Consider the following 24,982-nt stretch of genomic DNA (forward strand, 5'->3'; position numbering starts at 1 on the left):
CTGGTTGAGTAGCGGGCACGCCTTTCGCCCGCGTATCGAAACCACCGCGAGCCGACGTACGGTCTGGGGGTCGGCTCGCCCGGTTTCGACCAGCGCGCTTCGCGCGCAGGCCGCCGGATTGAGCCTGCCGAAATCTCAACCAACGGGATTGGCCGCCGTGGCTTCTCACCCCTGGCCGCTCACTGGTTGGGGATGGGGTCGTCTTTCGTGTTGCAGCCGATGCCGTCGGGGTCGTCGAGGCAGTTCTTGGCGACGAGCGCGGTGCGCACCACCCAGGCCGTCGCGGTCGTCGGTGTTCCGGGAATGGTGATGGTGCCGTCAACGGGCTGCCAATCGGATCCGGAGTAGCGGTATTCGGCGGTGTAGGTGACGCTCGGAGTGATCGTGTATTGGCCGGGTTCGTAGGTGTGGCTCGTTGCGGTCTCGCTGAATTCTGGCACGTTGAGGTCTTGCCAGGTGGCTCCGCCCGTGGCGGAGCTGCCGGTGGTGCCGTCGCCGTAGTCCCAGCCGTAGCCGGCCGGGGTGAAGCGCACGTCGGCGGGCTGGCCGAGCAATTCCCCGGTTTGTTCGTGAGCGGATGCTCGCGCCACGAAGTTCGTCGCGAGCCCCTTCACCATCCAGCCGTTGGGTTGCATCTGCTGGGTGGGGGAGTCCGGGGTGAAACTGGCCAGATCGCTGATGCGCACGGCGGGGATCCCCGGGGTGACCAGATCGACCGGCGCAGGCGGGTTGCACGGATCGTCCGGTTCGCCGGGAAAGCAGACGCGGTAGAACCGGTCCGGCCAGTCCTCGACGAGGCCGGGGCCCGCGATGTGACCGGCATAGATCCGTGTGCCGCGGCCCGGGGCTCGGGGGGCAGTGACCCGGCCTGTGCCGTAGACGGCATTCGCCCGTCTTGCATAGGCGACGTCTGCCGCCGCCGCTTCTTCCTCGGTCGTGCTGAGGTTGAGGACAGTACCGTCCAAGGTTGTGCTGATCCCGTCACATAGCTTCAATGCCTTCTTCAGCCGAGTACATGGGACGTCGCCGGACGTACTCAAGCTCCAAGTGATGGAAGGTGACGAGAAGAAGGACAGCACAATCGCAATCACTGTCAGCCCACGCAGGATCAACACACGCCCCCACCTCTCCAAGGTACTCGAGCCGATACAACCAGGATGCTGGATTTCATCTGAAAGCGAACCTCGAACGGAGTCAGCGGCAGCCGGTCTGACGCCACAAGCGAGGTGCCTTCCGCGTCAATGACATCGAGACCGCTGACGTCTTCGCAGATGTAGACAGCCACCTCGACTTCCGTCGGGTTGAGGTAATCGGCGTACTGAAGCTTGGTCACTCTGAAGACAGTCGCGCCGGTAGTGCGTACCTGAAGCTCCTGAAACTCGGCCAGTTCGGCCAGTTCGGTCGCGAGATATTCCGCGGTTACGAAGGGCGCGATACGTTCAGGGTTGGTGCCGCCCTCCGCGGTGACTAGGTCGGCGGTCGACAGGTAGGCGGCGTAGGCCTCCGTGGCGGCGGCGAGTGCCTCGTCGTTGTTGGCGAAGACGGGAGCGGCGGCCGCGGTCGGTGAGGGCGCGGGCGGCGGGGGAGTGGAATCGGGGGTGGCGGCGCATCCGCTCAGGCCGACAACGATTGCGAAAGCAACGAGTTTCGGCAGAATTGTGCGGGAATGTGGGCGCATGCGGTCACCGTAGGGCACGGGACTCGCCCGTGGGAGTTCTCCACAGGGCCAATCCGGCATCGCACGGCTCAAATCTCGCGAGTGAGCAGTTTTTGCACTTCCCGCGGAGTTTTGGTGCAGAAACTGCTCACTCGCGGACCCCTCGCGGGCTTAGCGCGGCGCGGTGGCGCGGGTCGCGGAGCTTCGCGGGTGGGCAAACGGTGCTAGCTTGGAGGGGTGCTGAACGGTCTGCTCCTCCTTAGCTGCCGCGACGAGTCCTAATCTGAAGGCCTCCCTCGTCGCGGAGTTTGTCGTTGGCTGCTGACACCATCGATACCGATCGAGGAGATCCGAAGAAATGAAGAACAACCAGACCGCGTCCGCACTGCCGATCCACCGCTATCAGGCGTACCACGAGCAGTTCGCCGTGGACCTGCCCGACCGCACCTGGCCGACCAAGCACATGGAGAAGGCCCCGCGTTGGTGCGCGGTCGACCTGCGCGACGGCAACCAGTCACTCATCGACCCGATGAGCCCCGAACGCAAGCGCATCATGTTCGACCTGCTCGTGCGCATCGGCTACAAGGAGATCGAGGTTGGTTTTCCGTCGGCCAGCCAGACGGACTTCGACTTCGTGCGCAGCCTCATCGACGAGGGCGCGATTCCCGACGACGTCACGATCCAGGTGCTCACCCAGGCCCGCGAACACCTCATTAAGCGCACCTACGAGTCGATCGCCGGTGCCAAGCAGGCCATCGTGCACCTCTACAACTCCACCAGCATCCTGCAGCGCGAGGTCGTCTTTCGCGAGAGCAAGCAGGGCATCATCGACCTGGCGCTCTTCGGCGCCCGTCTCTGCAAGAGCATGGAAGCCACGATCCCCGGCACCACCATCTACTACGAGTACTCGCCCGAGAGCTTCACCGGCACCGAGCTCGAGTTCGCCGTCGAGGTCTCCAATCAGGTCATCGAGATCTTCGAGCCGACACCGGAGCGCAAGGTCATCATCAACCTGCCGGCCACGGTCGAAATGGCCACTCCCAACGTTTACGCCGACTCCATCGAGTGGATGTCCCGCAACCTGGCCCACCGCGAGAACGTGCTGCTGTCCCTGCACCCGCACAACGACCGCGGAACCGCGATCGCGGCCGCCGAGCTGGGATTCCTCGCCGGCGCGGACCGCATCGAGGGCTGCCTCTTCGGCAACGGCGAGCGCACCGGCAACGTCGACCTCGTTGCGCTCGGCGTGAACCTGTTCACGCAGGGCATCGACCCGCAGATCGACTTCAGCGACATCGACACCATCAAGCGCACCGCGGAATACTGCAACCAGTTGCCGGTGCCCGAGCGCAGCCCCTGGGCCGGCGACCTGGTCTTCACCGCCTTCAGCGGCTCCCACCAGGACGCCATCAAGAAGGGCTTCGAGTCGATGGACGCCCAGGCGGCCACCGACGGCTGCACCGTCAACGACCTCGTCTGGGCCGTGCCGTACCTGCCGATCGACCCGAAGGACCTCGGCCGCAGCTACGAAGCGGTCATCCGCGTCAACTCGCAGTCCGGCAAGGGCGGCGTGGCCTACCTGCTCAAGACCGACCACTCCCTTGACCTGCCGCGCAAGCTGCAGATCGAATTCTCCGGCGTCGTGCAGACGAAGACGGATGCCGAGGGCGGCGAGGTCACCAGTGACCAGATCTGGAACATCTTCAACGACGAGTACCTGCCCGCCGAGCACACGCAGCCCGACGCGAAGTGGGGTCGCTTCGAACTGTTCTCCACCCGCACCGCGAGCGACCTGGCCGGTTCGGTCGACCTGACCGTCGACCTGCGCGACGGCGACACCACGAGCACCGCGACCGGCACCGGAAACGGCCCGATCAACGCGTTCCTCACCGTCATGGCCAGTCGCGGCATCGCCATCACCCTCTACGACTATGTCGAGCACGCGATGAGCGCCGGTGGCGATGCCCTCGCGGCGTCTTACGTCGAACTCGACGTCAACGGCAAGCGCTACTGGGGCGTGGGCATCGACGCCGACATCTCGACCGCCTCGCTCAAGGCCGTCGTGTCGGCCGTGAACCGCGGCATCCGCGTCGAGCAGCAGACCGCAACCCCCGAGCTCGCTGCGGTCTAGCGACCACGCGACCACGACGACGAACCGCCCCGAACCCTCTGAAAGGTTCGGGGCGGTTCGTCGTGGTGCAGACCGATCAGAACCGGGCCGGCACCGGAGCGACCCGGGCATCCGTCGGTGCGCGCAAGATCGCGTCGCAGTCGGCGATGGCCTGGGTGAGCAGGGCGTTCAGGCGCTCATCGGGGTTGTTGATGCAGGCCTCGGCGATGCCCTGCACTGACACCCGCAGAATCGAATCCGCCGTGTGGTTGGTGAACTTCGTGCGTGACCAGGACCGCACCGAGAAGATGAAGTCGTTGGCCCAGCGTTCGGCGTCGGGGGCCTGGGCGAACGCATCCCGGGCCTGAGCGGATGCCTGCCGGCTGGCACTCTCGTCGAGGGCGGCGAGTCGCCGCTCGCAGGCGAGGATGCCGACCGAGAGCGCCCGCTGTCGTTCAGCGCTGGCGACCGGAAGAGCCGCGGTCGCGGCGCGCAACGCCACGACCGGCGCGACCCGACGATCGTCGCCTTTCAGGCCGATCACCGACGGGATCAGGGGAGAGAGCTGGGAACGGGCGGTGTCCGACGTGCAGTCGTTCACCATTCTCGCGAGGGACGCGAGAACCGGATGCGTGCAGGCGGGATGATCGCTCCACGACTCGCCCGCGAGGTACGAGGCGAATTCCATGAAGCAGCCGCCGCTGCGTGGGGTGCGATGCTTGCCGCGCGAGAGCACGGGCATCAGGTCGGGCGAAGTGCCCTCGACCGGGGTCATGAGATACCTCCTACTGACGGGAATTGTTTCACCCAGTTTCCCCCCAGTTCGGGGATAAAACCAGAGCCAGTTCTGGCCTGTCTTGACCGCATTCCCGACTCTGGGAGGCCGGTGACTATCGGCCGAGAGTCGGAGGCGGTAGAACTGTGCCATGACCGATCATCGCGCCCTCGCCCAGTGGATCGCCGGATACCGCCGAGCCTGGGAATCCAACGCCCCGGCCGACATTGTGGCCCTCTTCACCGAAGACGCGGAATACCGCACCGAACCGTACTCGGAACCGTGGACGGGACACGCCGAGATCCTGGCCGAGTGGCTCTCGGCCGCCGACGAGCCTGGGGAGACCAGCTTCGAGTGGACCACCCTGGTGCGTGATGAGCATGTCGCGGTCGTCGAAGCGACAACCGTCTACGCGCGTGGTCCGCGCTACCGCAACCTGTGGGTGATTCGCCTCGCGCCCGACGGCCGGGCGAGCGCCTTTACCGAATGGTGGATGGAAGAACCCGCCGACGGCTGAGGCGGTTCGCGCACAGGTGCAGGGGGGATACTGGACTGTGCCCGTTTACCGTGATGAAGCTGTCGTGCTGCGCACCCACAAGCTGGGCGAAGCCGACCGAATCGTCACCCTGCTGACCCGCCAGCACGGCAAGGTACGCGCCGTCGCCAAGGGCGTGCGGCGCACGGGCTCCAAGTTCGGGGCGCGGCTCGAGCCGTTCATGGTCGCCGACGTGCAACTCTACGAGGGCCGCAGCCTCGACATCATCACCCAGGCCGAATCGCTCGGGTCCTACGGCGCGTTGATCACCGCCGACTACGACAGTTACACGGCCGCCAGCGTAATGGTCGAAACCGCCGACAAACTCACCGAGACCGAGGGTTCCCTGCAGCAGTACATCCTGCTGGTCGGCGCCCTGCGTTCCCTGTCGCGGCGGGAACACGGTCCCTCGCTCACCCTCGACTCCTACCTACTGCGCGCCGTCTCGATGGCCGGCTGGGCGCCGAGCTTCGAGGACTGCGCCCGCTGCGGCGCCGTCGGCGCGCTGACGGAACTGGGCTACCACAGCGCGGTCGTCGTGCAGCTCGGCGGCGTGGTCTGCGACAACTGCGCGCCCCCCGGATCCCCGCGGCTGGACCGCGGCACCATCGCGTTGCTGAGTTCGCTGCTCACCGGCGACTGGCCGCACGCGGAATCCACCGAGCCCCGCACCCGGTCACAGGCCGGCGGCATCGTCGCCGCCCACACCCAGTACCACCTGGGCCGCGGCCTGCGTTCGCTCGAACACGTCACCCGATGAAAGCGAAGTCCCCCCTGAACCCGTCAGCGCTGAACCCGTTCGCGTCGAAAACCCCCAAGCCGTTCACCCACAAGGACGCCGTCGCGTTCAAGCCGCTCGACTGGACCGGTCTGTACCCGCCCGCGCTGCCCGCGAAGGTCGTTCCGAACCACGTCGCCGTGGTCATGGATGGCAACGGGCGCTGGGCGAACGGCCGAGGCCTGACCCGGGTCGAGGGCCACAAGGCGGGGGAGGCCGCGCTGCTCGACGTCGTCGCCGGTGCGATCCAGCTCGGAGTGAAGCACCTCAGCGTCTATGCCTTCAGCACCGAGAACTGGAAGCGTTCCCCCGATGAGGTGCGCTTTCTGATGGGCTTCAACCGCGACGTGCTGCACCGCCGGCGGGACCAGCTCAACGAGTGGGGGGTGCGTGTGCGGTGGGCCGGCCGGAAGCCCCGGCTGTGGGCATCCGTCATCACCGAGCTGCAGTACGCCGAACAGCTCACGGCCGGCAACGACGTGCTCACGCTCACCATGTGCGTGAATTACGGCGGTCGCACCGAGCTGGCGGATGCCGTGCGCGCCCTGGCCGAGGACGTCGCGGCCGGCCGGCTCAAGCCCTCCGGCGTCACCGAGAAGGCCATTGCCCGGCACCTGTACATTCCGGAGATGCCCGACGTGGACCTCTTCGTGCGCAGCTCGGGGGAGCAGCGCACCAGCAATTTTCTGCTCTGGCAGAGCGCCTACGCCGAAATGGTCTTTCTCGACACCCTCTGGCCGGACTTCACCCGGGTCGACCTGTGGCGCGCCGTGGAACTCTACGCCGCCCGCAACCGCCGCTACGGCGGGGCGATCGACACGCCCACCAGCTGAGCGGGAATAGTGTGGCGGCACAGACGTTGCCTCACGTGTGAGTAACTCCGAGAAAGCCACCCTGCCCGCTCCCATCAAGGTCGACATCTGGTCGGACGTGCAGTGCCCGTGGTGCTACATCGGCAAGCGCAAGTTCGAGGCCGGCGCGGCCGCCTTCGACGGAAACGTCGAGGTCGAATACCACAGCTTCGAACTCTCCCCGGATACCCCGGTCGACTTCGACGGCAGCCCGGTCGACTACCTCAGCCAGGCCAAGGGCCTGCCCGTCGCGCAGGTGCACGAGATGCTCGCCAACGTGACCGGCATCGCCGAGAGCGTCGGACTGCACTACGACTACGACGCGATCCACCAGACCAACACGGTCATTGCGCACGAACTGCTGCACTACGCCAAGGCCCACGGCCGCCAGCTCGACATGAAGGAACGCCTGCTCAAGGCGTATTTCGTCGACGGACTGCACGTCGGCCGCATCGAAGACCTCGCCGACATCGCCGCCGAGATCGGTCTCGACCGGGCCGACGTGGTGCGGGCCCTCACCGCCCACGACCACCTCGCTGCCGTGAAAGCGGATGTCGCCCAGGCCACCGCCTACGGCATCCAGGGGGTTCCGTTCTTCGTCATCGACGGCAAATACGGCATCTCGGGCGCCCAGGCTCCCGAGGCCTTCACGCAGGCGCTGACCCAGGCCCGCGACGAGCGCTGACCCGCCGCGCGCCGACCGATAATCCCCTAACAGGTGGGATTAGGTGCTGAGCCCGTGGAATGCGCGGGCAAGCGCCGCCCGATCTGGGAGACTTGAACGATCATGACTTTCCCTTCCCCGACCGAACCGCTGCGCATCGGGCCGCTCGAGCTCGATATCCCCGTAGTGCTCGCGCCGATGGCCGGCATCACGAACACCGCTTTCCGTCGGCTGTGCCGCGAATTCGGCGCCGGCCTCTACGTGAGCGAGATGATCACCTCCCGGGCACTCGTCGAACGCACCCGCGAGTCGATGCGCCTGATCAACCACCATGAGAGCGAAACGGTGCGGTCGATCCAGCTCTACGGCGTCGACCCTTACACGGTTTCCGAGGCCGTCACGATGCTCGTCGCCGAGGACCGCGCCGACCACATCGACCTCAACTTCGGCTGCCCGGTGCCCAAGGTCACCCGCAAGGGCGGCGGGGCGGCCCTGCCGTGGAAGCGCGGACTGTTCCGTGACATCGTCGAGGCCGCGGTCACCGCATCCGGTGACGTGCCGCTGACCATCAAGATGCGCAAGGGCATCGACGCCGACCACCTCACCTACCTCGAGGCTGCCAAGGCCGCCCAGGGCGCCGGCGTCTCCGCGATCGCCCTGCACGCCCGCACCGCCGCTGACTACTACTCCGGCCAGGCCGACTGGTCGGCCATCACCACCCTGAAAAACACCATCACCGACATCCCGATCCTCGGCAACGGCGACATCTGGTCGGCCGGCGACGCGCTGCGCATGATGGATGAAACCGGATGCGACGGGGTCGTCGTCGGGCGCGGCTGCCTGGGCCGCCCGTGGCTGTTCGGCGACCTCGCCGCGGCCTTCAAGGGCGAGTCGCTCACGATCGAGCCCTCGCTGGGCCAGGTCGCCGCGGCCTTCTACCGCCACGCGGAACTGCTCACCGAGTTCTTCGAGAGCGAAGCCCGGGCCTGCCGCGATATTCGCAAGCACGTCGCCTGGTATTTCAAGGGCTACCCGGTCGGCGGCGACACCCGCGCGAGCCTCGCCATGGTCGAATCCCTCGCCCAGCTGGGCGACCTGCTCGGCACCCTCGACGGCGACCTGCCCTACCCGGGCGCCGGTGCCGAAGGGCCGCGCGGCCGGGCGGGCTCGCCGAAGAAGACGTCCCTGCCGCAGTACTGGCTCGAGTCGCGCGAACTGGTCGGCCGGGACCGCGTCAACTTGACCGAGGGCGAAGGGGATACCAGCGGTGGCTAACGGCAACGGGTACAACGAACACGACGAGGCACGCTGGTTTCCCGAGGAACACAGCTCCCGTCGCAGCGATTTTGCGCGCGATCGCGCCCGCCTGCTGCACTCGAGCGCCCTGCGCCGCCTCGCGGCGAAGACGCAGGTGCTCAGCCCCACGGCCGGCCTCGATTTCGCCCGCAATCGCCTCACGCACTCCCTCGAGGTGGCGCAGGTCGGGCGTGAGATCGCGCACCGGCTCGGCGTCGACCCCGACATCGTCGACACCGCCTGCCTCGCGCACGACATCGGGCATCCGCCGTTCGGACACAACGGCGAGAAGGCCCTGAACACCTGGTCCGCCGACATCGGCGGCTTCGAGGGCAACGCGCAGACCCTGCGCCTGCTGACCCGCCTCGAGCCGAAGGTCTTCGGGGCGGATGGCCGCTCCTACGGCCTCAACCTCACCCGCGCGAGCCTCGACGCCAGCTGCAAATACCCGTGGCCGGTCAACTCCTCGGTCGCCGACCCCAGCGGCCGCGCCAAGTACGGCTTCTACGAAGACGACCTGCCCGCCTTCGACTGGCTGCGCGACCAGGCTCCGCCCCGCCAGCTCTGCATCGAAGCGCAGGTCATGGACCTCTCCGACGACATCGCCTACTCCGTGCACGACTTCGAAGACGCGATCGTCAACGGATACGTCGACGTCGCCCTGCTCAGCAGCCGCGCCAAGCACGACGAACTGCTCGCGACGATGTCGGAGTGGGTCGGCGACGACATGTCCGAGAACGACCTGCAGAAAGCGTTCAACCGGCTCGACGCACTGGATGTCTGGCTCGACGGCTGGACCGCCGGCCGCCGCGACCAGGGCCGCCTGAAGAACCTCACCAGCCAGCTGATCGGCCGGTTCAGCGGCGCCGCGGTGCGGGCGACCCGACAGGAGTTCCCGGCGGAGAACTTCATCCGTTTTGGAGCGCACGTTGTCGTGCCACGCGAGATCCAGGCCGAGATCGCCGTGCTCAAGGGCATCGTCGCCGCGTTCGTGATGACGCGCAACACCCGCAAGCCGATCTACGTGCAGCAACGCCAGGTGCTCACCCTGCTCGCCGACCGGCTGCTTGAGACCGGCGACCAGCACCTCGACCCCGGATCCCAGGAGGACTGGGCCGCGGCCACCGACGATGCCGCCCGCAAGCGGGTCGTCGTCGACCAGGTCGCGAGCCTCACCGACCAGTCGGCACTGGCCTGGTACGAACACCTCGTGCAGGCCTGATGGCCGGGCTCATTCGCCAGAGCGATATCGAAGAGGTCAAGGCCCGCACCAACCTCGCCGATATCATCGGCGACTACGTCACCCTCAAGTCCGCCGGCATCGGATCGCTCAAGGGCCTGTGCCCCTTCCACGACGAACGCACGCCGAGTTTCCACGTGCGCCCGCAGGTCGGTTTCTACCACTGCTTCGGCTGCGGCGAGAGCGGCGACGTGTACTCCTTCTTGCAGAAGATGGACCACGTCACCTTCAGCGAGGCCGTCGAGCGCCTCGCCGCCCGCGTCGGACTCGAACTGCACTACGAGGGCGGCACCGGCGCCGCGCCCGAACACGGCAACCGCGCGCGGCTGCTCGCCGCCAACCAGGCCGCCGCGGACTTCTTCGTCGAGCAGCTCGGCAGCCCCGGCGCCGAGGTCGGCCGCGCATTTCTCGGCAGCCGCGGGTTCGACGAGGCCGCCGCGACCATGTTCGGCATCGGCTTCGCGCCGAAAAGCTGGGACGAACTGACCAAGCACCTGCGCAATCGTGGCTTCACGACCGAAGAGCTCACACTCTCCGGTCTGGTCTCCAGCGGCGACCGCGGCATCTACGACCGGTTCCGCGGCCGGCTGGTCTGGCCGATCCGCGACATCACCGGGCAGACCATCGGCTTCGGCGCCCGCAAACTGCTCGACGACGACCCCGGGCCCAAATACCTGAACACCCCGGAGACCCCCGTCTACCACAAGTCCCAGGTGCTCTACGGGCTCGACCTCGCCAAGCGGGACATCTCCCGCAACCAGCAGGTCGTCATCGTCGAGGGCTACACCGACGTCATGGCCTGCCACCTCGCCGGCGTGACGACCGCCGTCGCCACCTGTGGCACCTCGTTCGGGGTCGACCATATCAAGGTGCTGCGCCGGGTGCTCAGCGACGACAGCGGAGCGGGCGAGGTCATCTTCACCTTCGACCCCGATGCCGCCGGCCAGAAAGCCGCCATGCGCGCCTTCGCCGAAGAGCAGCGCTTCTCCGCGCAGACCTACGTGGCCGTGCCGCCCGAAGGCCTCGACCCCTGCGACCTGCGCCTGCACCGGGGCGACGATGCCGTGCGCCGGCTCGTCGACTCCAAGAAGCCGATGTTCGAGTTCATGATCCGCCAGCTGCTCAGCCAGTACAACCTTGAGACCGTCGAGGGCCGCGCGGCCGCGCTGCGCTCGGCCGCCCCGCTGGTCAGCGACATCCGCGACGAAACCCTGCGCCCCGGCTACACCCGCGAGCTGGCCCGCATGCTCGGCATCGACATGGTCGAGGTGTCCCGAGCCGTCGCCGGCGCGAAGGCCAAGGCCCAGGCCGGCAACGCGCGCGCCGACGGCTACCGCGACGGCAGTTCCGGGGGCGCGGCCGGCGACTATGGGCGGCACTCCCCGGGGCCGGGGGACGCGGCATCCGTCGCCACCATGGCCGTCGAACGCCCGTTCGCGCTCGTCGAACTGCCGGGCGACCCCGTCACCCGACTCGAGCGCGACGGCCTCATGGCGATGCTTCAGCTGCCGGTCATCGTCGGCGTCGACATCGTCGGCCGGGCCGCGCAGACCAGCTTCACCCACACCGGCCTGGCCGTGGTGCGCGACGCGATCGCCGCAAACCTCGACCACGCCGACCAGGCTGACTGGCTCGAGCGTGTGCTGAACGACGTGCCGCCGCAGCTGGCGAACCTCGTGCACGAACTCGCCATGGCGAACCTGCCCGAACGCAGCGAGAAAGAAGTGCACCGCTACGTGAAGGACATCACCATCGCCTTGATCGACCGCGACCTGTTGCGGCAGAAGGCCGAGCTGCTCGGCCGGCTGCAACGCGCCGATCCCGAGCAACGCGAGGTCTACGCGGTGCTGCAGCGCGAACTGGTGCGGGTCGAGGCCGAGCGCCGCGGGCTGCGCGACGAATGAGCATCCGACCGGCCCGGTCCCTACCTCGGGAGGGTTCTCTATGACACCGCCGCACACCACGCCTCGCCGACCCGCGCTGCGCATCGTGATGGTGACCGGCCTCGTCGCCACCCTCGCGCTCACCGGGTGTTCGCCGCAGCTGCCCGTGATCGACGCCGACGAACCGATCACGGTGGGCACGACCGGCACCGTGACGGCCCTCGACCCCGCGGCCGCCGGCGACGCCGGATCGTTTGCGGTACAGTCGCAGGTCTTTCCGTACCTGCTCGCCAGCCCCTACGGCACCGCCGACCTCGAGCCCGACATCGCCCAGTCCGCGGGCTTCACCTCGGCGACCGAGTACACCGTGGTGCTGAAACCCGACCTGGACTGGGCCAACGGCAACGCCCTCACCGCCTCCGACGTCGTCTTCAGCTTTGACCGCCAGCGCACCATCAACGCGGGGGCCGGCGCGGGCGCGCCGCTGGCCAACCTCACGAGCACCGTGGCCGTCGACGAGACGACCGTCGTCTTCACCCTCGACACCGAAAACGACGCCCTCTTCCCCCGGGTGCTCGCCGGGGCGGCCGGCGCCATCGTCGACGAGCAGACCTTCGCGGCGGATGCCCTCACCAACGACGACGACATCGTCGACGCGGAAGCCTTCGCCGGCCCTTATACACTCACGCGCTTCGACCGCGACAACATGCTCGAGTACCGGGCGTTCGACGGCTACCAGGGACTCATCGGTCAGGCCCGCACCGAGAACATCACCGTCAAGTACTACGCCGATGCGGCCAACCTGAAACTCGACGTGCAGGAGGGGAACATCGACGTGGCCCTCGGCGCGCTCTCCGCCTCCGACATCGACGACCTGCGCGGCAACGACGCCGTCACCCTCGTCGAGGCGCCGGGCGGGGACATCCGCTTTCTCGCTTTCGACCCGAACAGCCAGCCGTTTGGCGCCGCCACGCCCGAAGCGGATGCCGCGAAGGCCCTCGCGGTGCGGGTGGCCGTTGCCGAGCTGATCGACCGGGATCAGCTCGCCGCCCAGGTCTACACGGGCAGCAAGCTGCCGCTGTATTCGGCCGTGCCGACCGGGCTGGTCGGAGCGACCGACACCCTGACCGGGTTCTACGGCGACGGGGATGGCGGCCCTGACCCCGAACAGGCCGCCGAAACCCTCACCGCCGCGGGCATCACCCTGCCGGTCGCGTTCACGTTGCACTTCAGTTCCGAGCTGTACGGGCCGGAATCCGCGGCCGAATACGCCCTGCTCGAAGCCCAGCTCGAGGCCACCGGCGCGTTCGCGGTAACCCTGCAGGACACCGGCGCGGCCCAGTACGCCGTCGAGCGCCAGGCGGATGCCTACCCCGTCTACCAGTCCGGCCGCGAGCCCGCCTACGCCGACGCCGACAGCTACCTGCGGCCGGTGTTCGCCGACGACGCCGTCGTCGCTGCCGGGATCGACCCGGCGCTGCTCGACCTGATAGCCACGCAGGCGACCACGGTCGACGCGGGGGAGCGCACCGCCCTGATCGAACAGATCCAGGACGACCTCGCCGCGGCACTGCCGACGCTGCCGCTGCTGCAGGGCACCCAGGTCGCCGTGACCGGCCCGGACATCACCGGACTCGACGACACCCTCGACCCGTCCCAGACCTTCCGCTACGCCGCCCTCACCCGGGCACCCTAGCCCCGCCCGATCCCGCGAGATCCCGCCCGATCCCGCGAGATCCCGCCCGATCCCGCGAGTGAGCAGTTTTTGCACTTCCCGGGCTCGGGAAGTGCAAAAATTGCTCACTCGCGGGAGGGGGCGGTGCCGGTCGAGCGGATACCGCGGCTACAGTCGGATGATGAGCTCCGTTGCACGGCCGCCCGTCCGCCCCTTCGACGTGTCCCGGAACGGTGCGGTGGTGGCGTGACGCACGGCGGGGCATCCGCGGTGCCCATCGTGGCCAGCGATCTCACGATCGAATATCCGCCGCACGGTGCCAGTCCCGCCTGTGTCGCCGTGCACGGGCTGAACCTGCGCCTCGCGCCGGGGGAGGTGCTCGGCCTGCTTGGGGAGAGCGGATCGGGCAAGAGCACCATCGCTCGGGTGCTCTCCGGTGACGGCTTCGTCACCGACCCCGGGGCCGGCGTGCGCCCCGAAATCACCGGCGGCGACGCGACCGTGCTCGGGCATCCCCTGCGCCGCATCAAGCGGCGCGCCCTGGCGCGGCTGACCTATGAGGTCGGCCTGCTCGCGCAGGACGCCGCAGACCTGCTGCCGCCGACCCTGACCGTGGCGGAGATCGTCGCGGTACCGATCCTGGAGCGTGACGACCGGTACAACCGCAAAGCGCTCGGCGTGAAAGTCGCCACCATGGTCGACGCCGTACGGCTGCCGCTCGCGATGCTGAGCAAATTCCCCTACGAACTGTCGGCCGGCCAACGCCAGCGCGTGGCCCTCGCCCGGGCCCTCGTTTTCGAACCGGCGCTACTGATCGCCGACGAACCCACCGCGGGCGTCGATGTGCTCGTGCGCGACGCCGTGATCGACGTCATCGCCGAGCTGCAGCGGGAACGCCTGTTCTCGGCCCTCGTGATCAGCAGCGACCTCGCCGTGCTGCGCCGGGTCGCCGACCGCATCGGGGTTATGCACCAGGGAGTGCTCGTGGGCCTCGGCACGATCGACGAGGTCTTCGCCGACCCGTGGCATCCGTACGTGGCGCAGCTCGCAGCCGCCCTGACGCCCGCGGACGACACCGATGACGATGAGTGAGCCGCAGCCCGTCAGCGCCCAGCACCACGCAGTGCTCGGCACCCCGGCCACGGTGTTGCCTGCGGTGGAACGGCCCGTGGTCGGCCCGATCTCGATCCTGCCTGAGCCGACCCCGGCGTTCGCCCGCGCGGTGACGGATGCCGGCGGCACGCTGGCCCCGCTGTCCGCGGCCACCCGCGGCCTCGTCTGGCTCTCCTACCAACGTGCCGGCGAGCTCGGCCGGGTACTCGCCGACAATCCGCAGGTCGGCTGGGTGCAGCTCCCCTGGGCGGGTGTGGACGCCTTCGCCGGCGTGCTCGCCGCCCACGCCCGCCCCGGCCTCGTGGTCACGAGCGCCAAGGGCGCCTATGCGCAGCCGGTCGCCGAGCACGCCCTCGCCCTGACCCTCGCCCTGATGCGGGTGCTGCCGAAGCGCGCACGCGCCACGGAATGGGACCCGGTGCCCGACGGGCGCTCCCTCTACGGCGCCAAGGTCGTGATCATCGGGGCCGGCGGCATCGCCCGCGAACTCATCCGCCTGCTGGCGCCGTTCGAGACGCAGATCACCGTCGTGCGGCGCAGCTTCGAGCCGGTGCCGGGGGCGGCCCACACCGTGCCGAGCGACCAGCTCGCGGCCGTGCTGCCGGGCACCGACGTGCTCGTGGTCGCGGCAGCCCTCACGACGGGCACCCGGCACCTGATCGGCGCGCCCGAACTCGCGCTGCTGCCGGCCCACGCCCGGCTCGTGAACATCGCCCGCGGCGGGCTCGTCGACACGGGCGCCCTGGTCACGGCCCTGGCCGCGGGAGCGATCGCCGGGGCCGCGCTCGACGTGACCGATCCCGAACCGCTGCCGGCGGGGCATCCGCTCTGGAACGAAGCTCGATGCCTGATCACACCGCATATGGCCGACACGCCCGAGATGACAGCACCGCTGTTAGCCGAGCGAATCCGGCTCAATGTACGCGCTTACCTGACGACGGGCCGATTTGTAGGGGTCGTTGACCCCCATTTCGGCTACTGACCCCCGGCCCGACGCACCCAATCTCGGCCGCGAATTTGCGCACGGCCCAGATCTTGGTAAAGTAGCAACGCTGTTCAACACAAAAACCTGTTCGCAGGAATGATGATTGTTTAGTCCGTACCAGGAAGTCTCTGGTGCACGTATTCCTCGATAGCTCAATTGGCAGAGCAGCGCACTGTTAATGCGCAGGTTCTTGGTTCGAGTCCAAGTCGGGGAGCGAAAGGTCACTCAGGGCTCCACCCCGGGTGGCCTTTTTTAGTCCCATTTTCTGGCCCAGCTGTAGAGCCGTGACGAAAGGCCCCGTTCGTGACCCCCGCACTCCTCACGAACATCGCCCTCACGGCCGCCGTGGTCTTTCTCGCGCTCTGGATCATCACCCTCGTGCGCTCACGCCGACGGGTCTTCACCCGCAACGCCGACGAGCGGATGCGCATCGACCTCGAGCTCTCGCTCGCCGAGCAGCAGGGGCGGCTGGGCATCATCCGCGAACTGCAGGATGTCGCCGTGCTCTCGATCGCCCGGCTGATCACCCGCGCCGAGGGCGCCCGCTACATGGCCGAAAGCGACCCGTCGACCGCCGTGCGCGCCGCCGCGAACATCGTCGACGAGGGCCGCGTCGCCCTGGCCGACATGCGCCGCGTGCTCACCATCGCCCGCGAGGGGGAGGCCGTCGCCGCCGCCCAGCCCGGGCCGCAGTCCGCCCGCGACCTGTTCCGTGTTATGCGCGACGCCGGCCTCGTCGTGAACTTCACCGAGTCGGGGGAGCGCTTCGAGTTGAAGCCCGGCGCCGAACTGGCGATCTACCGCATCCTGCAGAGCTCCCTCGCGAACGCGCTCAAGCACGGTGGCCTCGGCACCGAGGCGCGCGTGTCGTTCGCCTGGACCCAGGACGGCCTGCAGATGCTGATCGACGACGACGGCATCCGCGCCGCCGCCCGCCGCGACAGCTCGAGCGACGACGAGGTCGCCGCGCGCACCGCGTACACGATCGACGACGACCTCAAGGCCCTCAGCGAGAGCATCGCCGGTGCCGGCATCACCCAGATGCGCGAGCGCGCCCAGCTCTTCGGCGGCGTCTTCAACGCCGGCACGGTTCCCGGCCTCGGCTTCTCGGTCTCCGCCGTGTTTCCGTCGCTGCGCTTTCACAACGGCGTGCACGGCGTCGACCTGTCGCGTTAGATGAGCCCCGACACCGCACCCGAGCCGTTCGAACCGCTCGCGGTGACGGATGCCCGCAATCACCGCCTCGCGGTGCGCGCCGGCCTCGCGGTCGGCCTGGCCACGGCAACCTACGGCGTGTCCTTCGGCGCCCTCTCGGTCGCCGCCGGCCTGACGATCTGGCAGACCAGCTTCATCAGCCTCGTGATGTTCTCCGGCGGTTCCCAGTTCGCCCTGATCGGGGTGCTCGCCGCCGGCGGCCTCGCCTCCGGCCCGGCCGCGATCGCCAGCGCGACCCTGCTCGGTGTGCGCAACAGCCTGTACGGCATGCGCACCGCCCCGGTCGTGGCCGGCGGCCGCTGGAACGACACCTGGTACAAGAAGCTCGCGGCGGGCTGGCTGACCATCGACGAGTCCACGGCCGTCGCCCTCGCCCAGCCGACCGCGACGAGTCGCCGCACCGGGTTCTGGGTCACCGGCCTCGCCGTGTTCATCGGCTGGAACCTCACGACCCTCGCCGGCGCCCTGATCGGTGACGCGCTCGGCGACACCCGCGCCTACGGCCTCGACGCGGCCGCGGCCGCCGCCTTCGTCGGGCTGCTGTGGCCTCGACTCAAGCGCCTTCAGGCCGTTGCGGTGGCCGTGGCCGCCGCCGTGGTCGCGGCGCTCCTCACGCCGGTGCTGATGCCCGGTGTGCCGGTGCTCGTCGCTGCCCTCGTCGCGGTCGTGGTCGGGTTCTTCAACTGGTTCGGCCCCCGACAGGCCGGCACCGGCCCCATTTCCGGCGAGCGGATGCCCTCGTGACCCTCTGGCAGATCATCATCGCGGCATCCATTGCCGTGCTCGCCCTCAAGCTGCTGGGCTATCTCGTGCCGCCCGCGCTGCTGCACAAGCCCCGCCCGGCCCGCATCGCCGACCTACTCACCGTGGCGCTCCTCGCGGCGCTCATCGCCGTGCAGACGCTCGGCAGCGGCCAGGCGATCGTGCTTGACGCCCGGGTGCCCGCTGTCATCGTGGCGGCCGGGCTGTTCGCCCTGAAGGCGCCGTTCATCGTCGTCGTGATCGCCGCGGCGGGCGTCGCCGCGGCGATCCGCGCTTTCAGCTAAGGGGGCGGGCTCAGCCCTCGAGGTCGTCGACGCCGGGCAGCCAGCTCAGCCCGGGCACGCCCCAGCTGCGCTTGCGGGTGATCTTCGCCGCGATCTTGGCGTGCGCGTGCTCGAGGCGGTCCACGTAGAGGGTGCCGTCGAGGTGGTCGTACTCGTGCTGAAAAATTCGGGCCAGCCAGCCGTCGGCTCGAATCTCGAACGGCTTCTGGTCGAGGTCCACGGCCCGCAAAATGGCCGACTGCGCCCGGCGCAGCGGAAAGCGTTCCCCGGGAAACGACAGGCAGCCCTCGTCTTCGTTGGGGTCGTCCTCGTCGGCCTCGCCCGCGGGCACCGGGGTGATCCACAGCTCGGGGTTGATCGCCACGCCGCGCCAGAGCACGTCCTGGTCGTCTTCGAAGCTGTAGGTGAACAGGCGCAGTCCCACACCCACCTGCGGCGCGGCCAGTCCCACCCCCGGCGCCTCATCCATCGTTTCGAACATATCCGTCACCAGAGTGCGCAGCGTGTCGTCGAATTCGACGACGGATGCTGCGGGGGAGTGGAGAACGGGATCCCCGGAAATTACTATCGATCGCACGGCCATTTGACAAGAATATCGCCATGGTTGTGGATAGGGTCGACAGGTGATGACCGACCTGACTGATCTGGCAGCGGAAATCACCATCGACCCCCGGCAGGCGATCGGTATTCCGCTGGCCCTCATCGGCGCGGTCTTCCTCTCGCTCGGCGCGCAGTTTCAGCACCGCGGTGTCACCAAGGTCGAGGCGAGCACCGCCGAGGTCACCGGCGGGCTGAACCCGCGGCAGCTGATGTTGCTGCTCGCGCGGCCGTCCTGGGTGTTCGGTTCGCTCATGCTGGGCCTGGCCATCGTCTTCCAGCTGTCAAGCCTCGCCTACGCCCCGATCATCGTGGTGCAGCCGCTCGGCGCGGTCGCACTGGTTCTGACGGCGGTGCTGAATGCCCGCCTGAGCCAGGTGAAGCTGAACCGGGCATCCGTCATCGCGATCGTGATGTGCGTGGGTGGCGTGGGCCTGTTCGTCACGGTGGCCGCGTTCACGGCCGTCGATAAACCGGTGACCGACCAGAACCTGATCACGATCCTGATCGTGCTCGCGGGCGTGCTGACCCTGTTCGGCTTCGCCTTCGGGTACCTGCGCCACCGGTTCCAGGCGATCTTCTACATCCTCGGCGCCGGCGTCGTCTACGGATTCGTCGCGACCCTCGCCAAGGTCATCATCAACCGCATCCAGAACGGCAACTTCGAGTGGCTCACGCTGACCTGCGTGCTGGGGTTGCTGCTGGCCGCCGGACTCGGGGCCTATTTCGTGCAGAACGCGTACGCATCCGGCCCGCCCGACCTGGTCATCGCCGGCCTCACCGTCATCGATCCGCTCGTCGCGGTCGGCATCGGCATCATCGTTCTGGGCGAGGCGTCGCAGGCGCCGCCGTGGGCCGGGGTCGCATTCGTCGTCGCCGGGTCGCTCGCCATCTGGGGGGTCTTTCGCCTCGCGCGCTACCACCCCCAGCTCGACACCCAACTCGGCAGCCAGCTGGACCGATGACGTGCCGGGAATGAGAACCGACCGCGCGCCGGGGCGCAGAGACGGCGTGTCGGTTTAGTATGGAGCGTCAGTACATCTCGAAGGCGACGACGACGCCCAGATTTTCTCGCCGGATGATGATCCCCGGCACACCAACGTAGGGACCACGACACGTGCCAGACTCGACCGATTTGCAGAGCGAATCGTCGCCCGAAGCCCAGGCTCGCAGAGCCAAGCCGATCCGCGTGCTCATCGCCGCCGACACCTTCGCACCCGATGTGAACGGTGCCGCCCGGTTCGCTGAGCGCCTCGCCGCCGGGCTCGTCGCCCGCGGCCACGAGGTGCAGATCATGGCACCGGCCGCCTCGCGCAAGCACGGCAGCTGGATGGAAATGCACGAGGGCCAGCCGATGATGGTGCACCGCCTGCACAGCTGGCGCTGGTACCCGCATGACTGGCTGCGTTTCGCCCTGCCGTGGATCGTGCGCCGCGAAAGCCGCCTCATCCTCGACTCGTTCAAGCCCGACGTCGTGCATTTCCAGTCCCACATCAACGTCGGGCGCGGCGTGTCGATCGAAGCCGAAGAACGCGGCATCCGCATGATCGGCACGAACCACTTCATGCCCGAGAACATGGTCAAGTTCTCGCTGATTCCACTCGGCTTCCAAGACCGAGTGATCAAGGCCGCATGGCGGGCCGCCCGACGCACCTTCGGCCGGGCCGCCGCCGTTACCACGCCCACCCTGCGCGCCGCCCAGTTTTTGAAGAAGTACACCGGCCTCACCGAGGTGCACGCCGTGTCCTGCGGCATCGACGCCGACAACTACTCGCCCAACTTCGAGCCGCGCACCGAGAACCGCATCCTCTTCGTCGGCCGGGTCACCGGTGAGAAGCAGATCGACGTGCTGCTGCAGGCGGCGGCCCTGCTCGCCCCGTCGCTGAAGGCTCAGATCGAGATCGTCGGCGGGGGAGACCAGAAGCGCAACCTCGAGCACCTGGCCGACACCCTCGGCATCCGCTCTCGCGTCACCTTCACCGGCTACGTGACGGATGCCGAGCTGCGCGCGGCTTACTCCCGCGCCACCGTGTTCGCGATGCCCTCGATCGCCGAATTGCAGAGCATCGCCACGATGGAGGCGATGGCCTCGGGCCTGCCCGTCGTCGCCGCGAACGCGATGGCGTTGCCGCACCTCGTGCACGATGAGCAAAACGGATACCTGTTCGCCCCCGGCAACGCCCAGGACCTCGCCGACAAGCTCACGACCGTGCTGACAGCGGATGCCGCGAACCTCGAGGCCCTGAAGCGCGAGTCACTCAAGCTGATCGCCACGCACGACATCAAGCGCACGCTCAACACATTCGAATGCCTGTATCGTGGTGAGCCGGTGGCCCTGCTGGTCGCCGACGATGCCGCGACACACGCAACGGACTAGCTGTTCGTGTGTGGCATGGGGCGGTAGCTCAGCTGGTTAGAGCAGCGGACTCATAATCCGTCGGTCCCGGGTTCAAGTCCCGGTCGCCCTACTAAAACGCAACCCCCGCTGGTCGAGGCGCGAGGAACGAGCGATCGAGACTTGGCGAGATGTTCTACGAAAATCTCCATCCGCTGGTCGAGCGCGTGTTTCGACGGGCTCAACAACCGGCGAGCAGTCGAGACCCGGCGACCCGATCTCGCCAAGCCGCCGCCTGCCAAGTTCGCCGTGGCCCGCCTGCTCGGTCTGGGACGATCTCGAGCACGTACGGGTATGAACAGTGAATGATTCTCAGAGTTGGGTCTCGAGTCCATCCTTAAGACAAGCGAGCTCGCCGAGTACCTCGGCGTGCAGACGCAGGCTATCTACGACCTGCGCACCGATGGACGCGGCCCCGCCGGCTTTCGAGTCGGCCGAGAGATCCGCTTCCGAGTCTCTGATGTACTCCGGTGGCTGGACGGACTCCATGAGCCCGACCGTCGCTTCGCGACCACGGAGCCAAGACCTGATGGCGGGGCGACCCCGGCTGCCGATCAGTACCTGGTAGATGCCGTCCGCCAAGGCGGTGGTCTGACCCGGCCTGATTGCTTCCAGCGCCGCGGTCAGCCCAGCTGAGTTGGTGACCGTAATGGTCGATCCGTTCGATTCGGAAGTCACCGTGCCGACCGTAGCCGCTGCCTCATCGGGCGTGGGCGGGTCGGGCAACGCTCGGGCGCTGCTGGTTCCGCCGGCGGCGCTGGGTTCCACAGCGGATGCTGCGCCCAACGGTACGAACGCGCTCGCAAGTGTGACGCCTGCGATGACGATGCTCGAAGAGAGGAATGGTGCTCGACGAGGTGACATGTGCCGCTCCTTGAGATTCTCGGCATCCGCTCCGAGCTCGCCTTGCGGATGCTTGGTTGGTTTCTCTGAAGGAGCGCCATGCCTCACTGTCGCCAAGGCGCTTCACGCGCCTACAGCGACGGCTGATCGAGGCGAATCGGGCGGTAGCATTCGGTTATGCCCGTTCGCCGCGACCTTGCCGAACTTCTTGCAGAGCACGTGGACTGGCTGCGGTCATCGGCTGCACGGTTTGATGCGGGCACCACGTTAGAGTCAAAGCGCATCGCCACGTCGATTCGCTCTCTCGTGCACACCACGGACTCGTCGACGTCGTTGCTCACGCAGATGAAGCTGCGGGATTCGATGGTCTGGCGCTCCGCCGTTGACATGGTCCCCTCCAACGGCGAGACTCACGCGGACGCCCTCTGGGTCTCAGTCCCGAGCGTGTCGGGCTTCCAGCCCATCAAGGGAATGCCTGAACACCTGACAAACCTCAGCCGGCACTACTTTGTTTGGCACGCGGCCAACGTGGGTGGCGGAGCCCACGTCGATCCCCGGCTTCCCGATCATTACGAGAGCCTGAGCCGCAAGGGCGGGCTGAAGCCCCTCCGAATCAACAGCGCGGGCAACTCGTACCCTGACTGGTCTGATCCGACCCCGAGTGCCCTGAGAACCATGTGCACCGAGATCGTGATTTCCTTTGAGGAAGCGAATTGGTAATTCTCGCTGCGCGTGAACCGGGGCGAGGCTCGTGCCGGTAGGTGACTGCGAGAGCCTTCGCGCTGGCGGCTTCAGCAGATGGCATCGTGTTGGCTCGCGCCCGAGTCCCGTGGTTGAACCAGCGCGGTCACCTTGGGCTCCCAGATTCAGCATCACAGGTGCGCGAGGTTCTCGACACGATCTTTTGCGCGCTGGGTGGGCGCCACGGGGAACAGAGCGCGAAACGACTCACTTCGCTTCCTGGCGATTTCGTGCATGTCGGGAGCGGTACGTTCATCGAAGTCGACGAATCTCAGCATTTCACGAGTTTTCGGCTGCTCACCCTCGACCGTTACCCGGTGGACGCGCACCTGGGCTTTGATATCGACGCCTATCGCTCGCTTTGCCATGCGTGGGAGGAACGCTCAGACAAGTACAGGAAGAGTAAGGCTGCGATCGGTTTCGGCGCCGGAGGGAGACAACGTCAGCGCGCCTACCATGACGCTCTCCGCGATTTGGTGGCGCCCGCAATGGGGCACCCGCCAGTCATTCGAGCCGCTGCGCCGGACCGAGACGGGGTCGCCGCGTACAAGCGGGTACGGGACAGGCTGCACAAGATGTAGCGGGTCCACACCAGCCGCCGACCCGGGAGCGGCTGGAGCATGGCCAAAGCTCGCCGGGCCCGCGCTTAGCGCTTCGGTCTCGGCGGATCAGGGCTTCGAGGCCGGGGCGGATCCGCCTATCGAGCTGGTGTCAGCGTGATCTTCTGGCCGAGGGCAGCCGCCAGGCGGTTGAGCGTGTCTGCGGTCGGGTTGCCGATGCCGCGTTCGATTCGGCTGATTTCTGCCTGCTGAATCCCGGTGACCTTGGACAGGGATGGTTGGGTCAGGTCACGTGCCTTGCGAGCGGCGGCGAGCAGCGCTCCCAGCTCAACGCGACTCGCGAGCTCGGCGTCAAAGGACGTGCGGGCCGCCTCGTAAACGGTTCGTGCGTCCTCCGACCAGTCCGCTTTGGCCTGGGTGGCTAGGTCTGCAAAGTTCTTCGACACGGGTGCCTCCGGCCTCAATTATGTGCGTTAACACATAGCCCGTCAAGTCTTTCTATCGCGCTCGCGATGCGTACGTTTCCATTGTTCGTGGATCTTGCGGGCCCTCGTGATCTCGCGCTGCTGGCGCTTTTCGGAGGGATCATTCTTCTTGTCGTACCCGCTGTAGAGCAGCACGATCTTGTCGCCGTAGAAGGTGCAGAAGACGCGAATGAGCACGTTCCGGTCTACGTCGACCAGCTCGGCCGGCAACTCGACGTTCGCCTGAGAGAGGATTGCCTGCAGGGATTTGCGGACGCGAAACTCGTAGCCCACCGGACAACGGCTTGCCCCACCCGCCCCGACAGATGTCGATGCCGTGCACGGCAAGGACCCGTTCGATCGCCGCCGCCAGGACGGCCTGTTCATACTCACCGAGGGACGAGAAGAACCGGGCGAACGCGTCGCCTTCATACTCGATCGCCCACGTTGGCATTGATGAGGCCTCCTGCTCGCGATGGGCCCAGCGTAGTGGGCGCTTGTCGGCGCCGAACGATAGAACGGTTGCTGCCGATCAAGCAGAGTCGTTACGGGCGTAGAACAAGGACTCGGCATCTCGGCGTCGGGCGACGTCGTCGATGACGAACTGCACGAAGTCCTCGTCGCGGTTGCCGATGGCCAGATCTTCGACGGCATCGGCAGGCGCTTCCCCCGGCCACGACGTCTGCCGCGTCGCCCGGTCGCGCTCGAGGCGGGTGCCTGAGGTCGCGACCCAGTCGTGGAGGCGTTGGCGGGCATCCGCGAAGTCTCGGTGCCAGCCGAACGGTGCCGAGCCGTGTTGGTCGGGGTCGTAGGCGCAGAGCCAGTGCAGGTGCAGCGCTGACAGCTCCCAGACCAGCTCGGGGTGGCGGTGCCAGAACGGCGGCACGACGGATTCCGGCAGCCCGTACGTGCGCCGCAGCCAGTTCACCCAGCGGTTGAGTTCGATCCACTCGGCCTCGGCGTCATCGGCGCTGAGCAGGTTCCAATTGATCGGATGCGGCGGCTCGTTTGCGAGCGGACTGTCGAGCTCGTCCATAGAGCTCGCGCGGAACTGGTTCTCGTGGTCGCCGTGGGCCCATTCGACCAGGGATTCTGACATCGCCACGCTCAGTTCGCTGCGGCGCCGGCGGTGGACGACGCTAGCTCGTGCGAGATGACCTCTTGAAAGGCGGGCGCATCCGCGGCTGCACGGTGGGCGCGATCGACTTCGTAGTTCGTTCGGGCGACGTCGTGGCCGATTTTCTTGGCTACGAACTCCTCGCGCTGCATGACGGTGCCCTCGTGCTCGACCTGAAAGGAACGAACGTAGCGTTCGGCGACGAAGCTGTCGCCCTTAGCGAACCGGGTGAGCGCCCGATCGGCGGTGGCGCGGTAAGCGACGAGGTCGTGGAAGGTCGGCGCGAGCACCGTGAACCGGCCGTCGTCTTCGCGGCGGAAGTGCGGCTGCCCGATGCGCGCATAAAAGCGGGTCTCGCCGTGCTCGGTGATGGACTGCTGCGGCTCCGATGCAATGAAGCCGGACAGGGACTGCTGGGTGTGAAGTGTCATGGGACTGGGCC

Annotated in this window: 27 protein-coding genes and 2 tRNA genes; 21 read left to right on the plus strand and 8 right to left on the minus strand. The window is 67.6% G+C overall.

Features of this window, described 5'->3' with window-relative positions; translation table 11 throughout:
• Nucleotides 1–179 precede the first annotated feature (179 nt).
• Both D6T64_RS15770 and D6T64_RS15775 read right to left on the minus strand, forming a co-directional pair.
• Nucleotides 180–965: a hypothetical protein gene (locus D6T64_RS15770; RefSeq protein WP_119975637.1), complete on the minus strand. Its 786-nt coding sequence runs from the start codon at nt 963–965 to the stop codon at nt 180–182.
• Nucleotides 966–1,108: 143 nt separating this feature from the next.
• The gene (locus D6T64_RS15775; RefSeq protein ID WP_147364590.1) at nt 1,109–1,678 is read right to left on the minus strand and encodes a hypothetical protein; all 570 of its coding nucleotides are present in this window, start codon (nt 1,676–1,678) and stop codon (nt 1,109–1,111) included.
• Between the two features lie 337 nt (nt 1,679–2,015).
• Between D6T64_RS15775 and leuA the strand changes: the two genes are divergently transcribed.
• Nucleotides 2,016–3,788: a 2-isopropylmalate synthase gene (gene leuA, locus D6T64_RS15780; RefSeq protein WP_119975639.1), complete on the plus strand. Its 1,773-nt coding sequence runs from the start codon at nt 2,016–2,018 to the stop codon at nt 3,786–3,788.
• 76 nt (nt 3,789–3,864) lie between these two features.
• On the opposite strand, the gene D6T64_RS15785 is transcribed toward leuA, so the two are convergent.
• Entirely contained in the window at nt 3,865–4,542 is a 678-nt protein-coding gene (locus D6T64_RS15785; protein ID WP_119975640.1) for a hypothetical protein, read from the minus strand.
• Nucleotides 4,543–4,693: 151 nt separating this feature from the next.
• Between D6T64_RS15785 and D6T64_RS15790 the strand changes: the two genes are divergently transcribed.
• From D6T64_RS15790 to D6T64_RS15855, 14 genes are all read left to right on the plus strand, one after another.
• On the plus strand, nt 4,694–5,059 hold the full coding sequence (locus tag D6T64_RS15790; RefSeq protein ID WP_119975641.1) for a nuclear transport factor 2 family protein: 366 nt from the start codon (nt 4,694–4,696) through the stop codon (nt 5,057–5,059).
• Nucleotides 5,060–5,096: 37 nt separating this feature from the next.
• On the plus strand, nt 5,097–5,837 hold the full coding sequence (recO, locus tag D6T64_RS15795; RefSeq protein ID WP_119975693.1) for a DNA repair protein RecO: 741 nt from the start codon (nt 5,097–5,099) through the stop codon (nt 5,835–5,837).
• Nucleotides 5,834–6,688 carry an isoprenyl transferase gene (locus D6T64_RS15800; protein ID WP_119975642.1) on the plus strand — a complete coding sequence of 285 codons (855 nt, stop codon included), beginning with the start codon at nt 5,834–5,836 and terminating at the stop codon, nt 6,686–6,688. The genes recO and D6T64_RS15800 overlap by 4 nt, the downstream gene beginning before the upstream one ends.
• Nucleotides 6,689–6,725: 37 nt before the next feature.
• The gene (locus D6T64_RS15805; protein ID WP_233551244.1) at nt 6,726–7,391 is read left to right on the plus strand and encodes a DsbA family oxidoreductase; all 666 of its coding nucleotides are present in this window, start codon (nt 6,726–6,728) and stop codon (nt 7,389–7,391) included.
• A gap of 102 nt (nt 7,392–7,493) precedes the next feature.
• Nucleotides 7,494–8,645 carry a tRNA dihydrouridine synthase DusB gene (gene dusB / locus D6T64_RS15810; protein ID WP_119975643.1) on the plus strand — a complete coding sequence of 384 codons (1,152 nt, stop codon included), beginning with the start codon at nt 7,494–7,496 and terminating at the stop codon, nt 8,643–8,645.
• Nucleotides 8,638–9,888: a deoxyguanosinetriphosphate triphosphohydrolase gene (locus D6T64_RS15815; RefSeq protein WP_233551246.1), complete on the plus strand. Its 1,251-nt coding sequence runs from the start codon at nt 8,638–8,640 to the stop codon at nt 9,886–9,888. The genes dusB and D6T64_RS15815 overlap by 8 nt, the downstream gene beginning before the upstream one ends.
• The gene (gene dnaG, locus D6T64_RS15820) at nt 9,888–11,810 is read left to right on the plus strand and encodes a DNA primase (RefSeq protein ID WP_119975645.1); all 1,923 of its coding nucleotides are present in this window, start codon (nt 9,888–9,890) and stop codon (nt 11,808–11,810) included. Before D6T64_RS15815 ends, dnaG begins: the two co-directional genes overlap by 1 nt.
• A gap of 40 nt (nt 11,811–11,850) precedes the next feature.
• Entirely contained in the window at nt 11,851–13,485 is a 1,635-nt protein-coding gene (locus D6T64_RS15825; RefSeq protein ID WP_119975646.1) for an ABC transporter substrate-binding protein, read from the plus strand.
• A 225-nt stretch (nt 13,486–13,710) separates the two neighbouring features.
• A complete protein-coding gene (locus D6T64_RS15830; protein WP_233551248.1) occupies nt 13,711–14,556 on the plus strand; it encodes an ATP-binding cassette domain-containing protein in 846 nt (281 codons plus the stop codon).
• Nucleotides 14,543–15,559, plus strand: coding sequence for a D-isomer specific 2-hydroxyacid dehydrogenase family protein (locus D6T64_RS15835; RefSeq protein ID WP_119975647.1), 1,017 nt, complete (start codon nt 14,543–14,545; stop codon nt 15,557–15,559). Before D6T64_RS15830 ends, D6T64_RS15835 begins: the two co-directional genes overlap by 14 nt.
• A gap of 144 nt (nt 15,560–15,703) precedes the next feature.
• Nucleotides 15,704–15,776 (plus strand) — tRNA-Asn (locus D6T64_RS15840).
• Between the two features lie 89 nt (nt 15,777–15,865).
• The gene (locus D6T64_RS15845) at nt 15,866–16,738 is read left to right on the plus strand and encodes a sensor histidine kinase (RefSeq protein ID WP_119975648.1); all 873 of its coding nucleotides are present in this window, start codon (nt 15,866–15,868) and stop codon (nt 16,736–16,738) included.
• Entirely contained in the window at nt 16,739–17,521 is a 783-nt protein-coding gene (locus D6T64_RS15850) for an AzlC family ABC transporter permease (protein WP_119975649.1), read from the plus strand. It begins immediately after the preceding gene.
• On the plus strand, nt 17,518–17,823 hold the full coding sequence (locus D6T64_RS15855; protein ID WP_119975650.1) for an AzlD domain-containing protein: 306 nt from the start codon (nt 17,518–17,520) through the stop codon (nt 17,821–17,823). Before D6T64_RS15850 ends, D6T64_RS15855 begins: the two co-directional genes overlap by 4 nt.
• Before the next feature lie 10 nt (nt 17,824–17,833).
• Here D6T64_RS15855 and def read toward each other — a convergent pair whose 3' ends face one another.
• The gene (gene def, locus D6T64_RS15860; protein ID WP_119975651.1) at nt 17,834–18,406 is read right to left on the minus strand and encodes a peptide deformylase; all 573 of its coding nucleotides are present in this window, start codon (nt 18,404–18,406) and stop codon (nt 17,834–17,836) included.
• Nucleotides 18,407–18,449: 43 nt separating this feature from the next.
• Between def and D6T64_RS15865 the strand changes: the two genes are divergently transcribed.
• The 6 genes from D6T64_RS15865 to D6T64_RS15890 all read left to right on the plus strand — a co-directional run bounded on the left by D6T64_RS15865 (nt 18,450) and on the right by D6T64_RS15890 (nt 22,980).
• Nucleotides 18,450–19,385 carry a DMT family transporter gene (locus D6T64_RS15865; RefSeq protein ID WP_199719186.1) on the plus strand — a complete coding sequence of 312 codons (936 nt, stop codon included), beginning with the start codon at nt 18,450–18,452 and terminating at the stop codon, nt 19,383–19,385.
• A 152-nt stretch (nt 19,386–19,537) separates the two neighbouring features.
• Nucleotides 19,538–20,797 carry a glycosyltransferase gene (locus tag D6T64_RS15870; protein ID WP_233551250.1) on the plus strand — a complete coding sequence of 420 codons (1,260 nt, stop codon included), beginning with the start codon at nt 19,538–19,540 and terminating at the stop codon, nt 20,795–20,797.
• A gap of 17 nt (nt 20,798–20,814) precedes the next feature.
• A tRNA-Ile gene (locus tag D6T64_RS15875) sits at nt 20,815–20,888 on the plus strand.
• 296 nt (nt 20,889–21,184) lie between these two features.
• A complete protein-coding gene (locus D6T64_RS23530; protein ID WP_325049807.1) occupies nt 21,185–21,451 on the plus strand; it encodes a helix-turn-helix transcriptional regulator in 267 nt (88 codons plus the stop codon).
• Between the two features lie 384 nt (nt 21,452–21,835).
• Nucleotides 21,836–22,378, plus strand: a complete 543-nt coding sequence (locus D6T64_RS15885) for a hypothetical protein (RefSeq protein WP_119975654.1) — start codon at nt 21,836–21,838, stop codon at nt 22,376–22,378.
• Nucleotides 22,379–22,536: 158 nt separating this feature from the next.
• A complete protein-coding gene (locus D6T64_RS15890; RefSeq protein ID WP_233551254.1) occupies nt 22,537–22,980 on the plus strand; it encodes a DUF7255 family protein in 444 nt (147 codons plus the stop codon).
• A 116-nt stretch (nt 22,981–23,096) separates the two neighbouring features.
• On the opposite strand, the gene D6T64_RS15895 is transcribed toward D6T64_RS15890, so the two are convergent.
• The 4 genes from D6T64_RS15895 to D6T64_RS15910 all read right to left on the minus strand — a co-directional run bounded on the left by D6T64_RS15895 (nt 23,097) and on the right by D6T64_RS15910 (nt 24,971).
• Nucleotides 23,097–23,405, minus strand: coding sequence for a helix-turn-helix domain-containing protein (locus tag D6T64_RS15895; protein ID WP_158594902.1), 309 nt, complete (start codon nt 23,403–23,405; stop codon nt 23,097–23,099).
• Between the two features lie 42 nt (nt 23,406–23,447).
• Nucleotides 23,448–23,717, minus strand: a complete 270-nt coding sequence (locus D6T64_RS15900; protein WP_119975656.1) for a hypothetical protein — start codon at nt 23,715–23,717, stop codon at nt 23,448–23,450.
• Nucleotides 23,718–23,955: 238 nt separating this feature from the next.
• The gene (locus D6T64_RS15905) at nt 23,956–24,459 is read right to left on the minus strand and encodes a hypothetical protein (RefSeq protein ID WP_199719193.1); all 504 of its coding nucleotides are present in this window, start codon (nt 24,457–24,459) and stop codon (nt 23,956–23,958) included.
• A 71-nt stretch (nt 24,460–24,530) separates the two neighbouring features.
• On the minus strand, nt 24,531–24,971 hold the full coding sequence (locus tag D6T64_RS15910; protein WP_119975657.1) for a single-stranded DNA-binding protein: 441 nt from the start codon (nt 24,969–24,971) through the stop codon (nt 24,531–24,533).
• Between the last annotated feature and the right edge of the window lie 11 nt (nt 24,972–24,982).

This window comes from Cryobacterium melibiosiphilum, from assembly GCF_003602235.1.
Classification (GTDB): Bacteria; Actinomycetota; Actinomycetes; order Actinomycetales; family Microbacteriaceae; genus Cryobacterium; species Cryobacterium melibiosiphilum.

Excerpts from the sequence above, each read along its gene's own strand:
- D6T64_RS15850 (WP_119975649.1), top strand. The coding sequence starts at position 16,739 with ATGAGCCCCGACACCGCACCCGAGCCGTTCGAACCGCTCGCGGTGACG.
- D6T64_RS15910 (WP_119975657.1), bottom strand. The coding sequence starts at position 24,971 with ATGACACTTCACACCCAGCAGTCCCTGTCCGGCTTCATTGCATCGGAG.
- D6T64_RS15835 (WP_119975647.1), top strand. The coding sequence starts at position 14,543 with ATGACGATGAGTGAGCCGCAGCCCGTCAGCGCCCAGCACCACGCAGTG.
- D6T64_RS15785 (WP_119975640.1), bottom strand. The coding sequence starts at position 4,542 with ATGACCCCGGTCGAGGGCACTTCGCCCGACCTGATGCCCGTGCTCTCG.
- D6T64_RS15865 (WP_199719186.1), top strand. The coding sequence starts at position 18,450 with ATGACCGACCTGACTGATCTGGCAGCGGAAATCACCATCGACCCCCGG.
- dusB (WP_119975643.1), top strand. The coding sequence starts at position 7,494 with ATGACTTTCCCTTCCCCGACCGAACCGCTGCGCATCGGGCCGCTCGAG.
- def (WP_119975651.1), bottom strand. The coding sequence starts at position 18,406 with ATGGCCGTGCGATCGATAGTAATTTCCGGGGATCCCGTTCTCCACTCC.
- D6T64_RS15885 (WP_119975654.1), top strand. The coding sequence starts at position 21,836 with ATGCCCGTTCGCCGCGACCTTGCCGAACTTCTTGCAGAGCACGTGGAC.
- dnaG (WP_119975645.1), top strand. The coding sequence starts at position 9,888 with ATGGCCGGGCTCATTCGCCAGAGCGATATCGAAGAGGTCAAGGCCCGC.
- D6T64_RS15790 (WP_119975641.1), top strand. The coding sequence starts at position 4,694 with ATGACCGATCATCGCGCCCTCGCCCAGTGGATCGCCGGATACCGCCGA.
- D6T64_RS15800 (WP_119975642.1), top strand. The coding sequence starts at position 5,834 with ATGAAAGCGAAGTCCCCCCTGAACCCGTCAGCGCTGAACCCGTTCGCG.
- leuA (WP_119975639.1), top strand. The coding sequence starts at position 2,016 with ATGAAGAACAACCAGACCGCGTCCGCACTGCCGATCCACCGCTATCAG.
- D6T64_RS15775 (WP_147364590.1), bottom strand. The coding sequence starts at position 1,678 with ATGCGCCCACATTCCCGCACAATTCTGCCGAAACTCGTTGCTTTCGCA.
- D6T64_RS15905 (WP_199719193.1), bottom strand. The coding sequence starts at position 24,459 with ATGGACGAGCTCGACAGTCCGCTCGCAAACGAGCCGCCGCATCCGATC.
- D6T64_RS15825 (WP_119975646.1), top strand. The coding sequence starts at position 11,851 with ATGACACCGCCGCACACCACGCCTCGCCGACCCGCGCTGCGCATCGTG.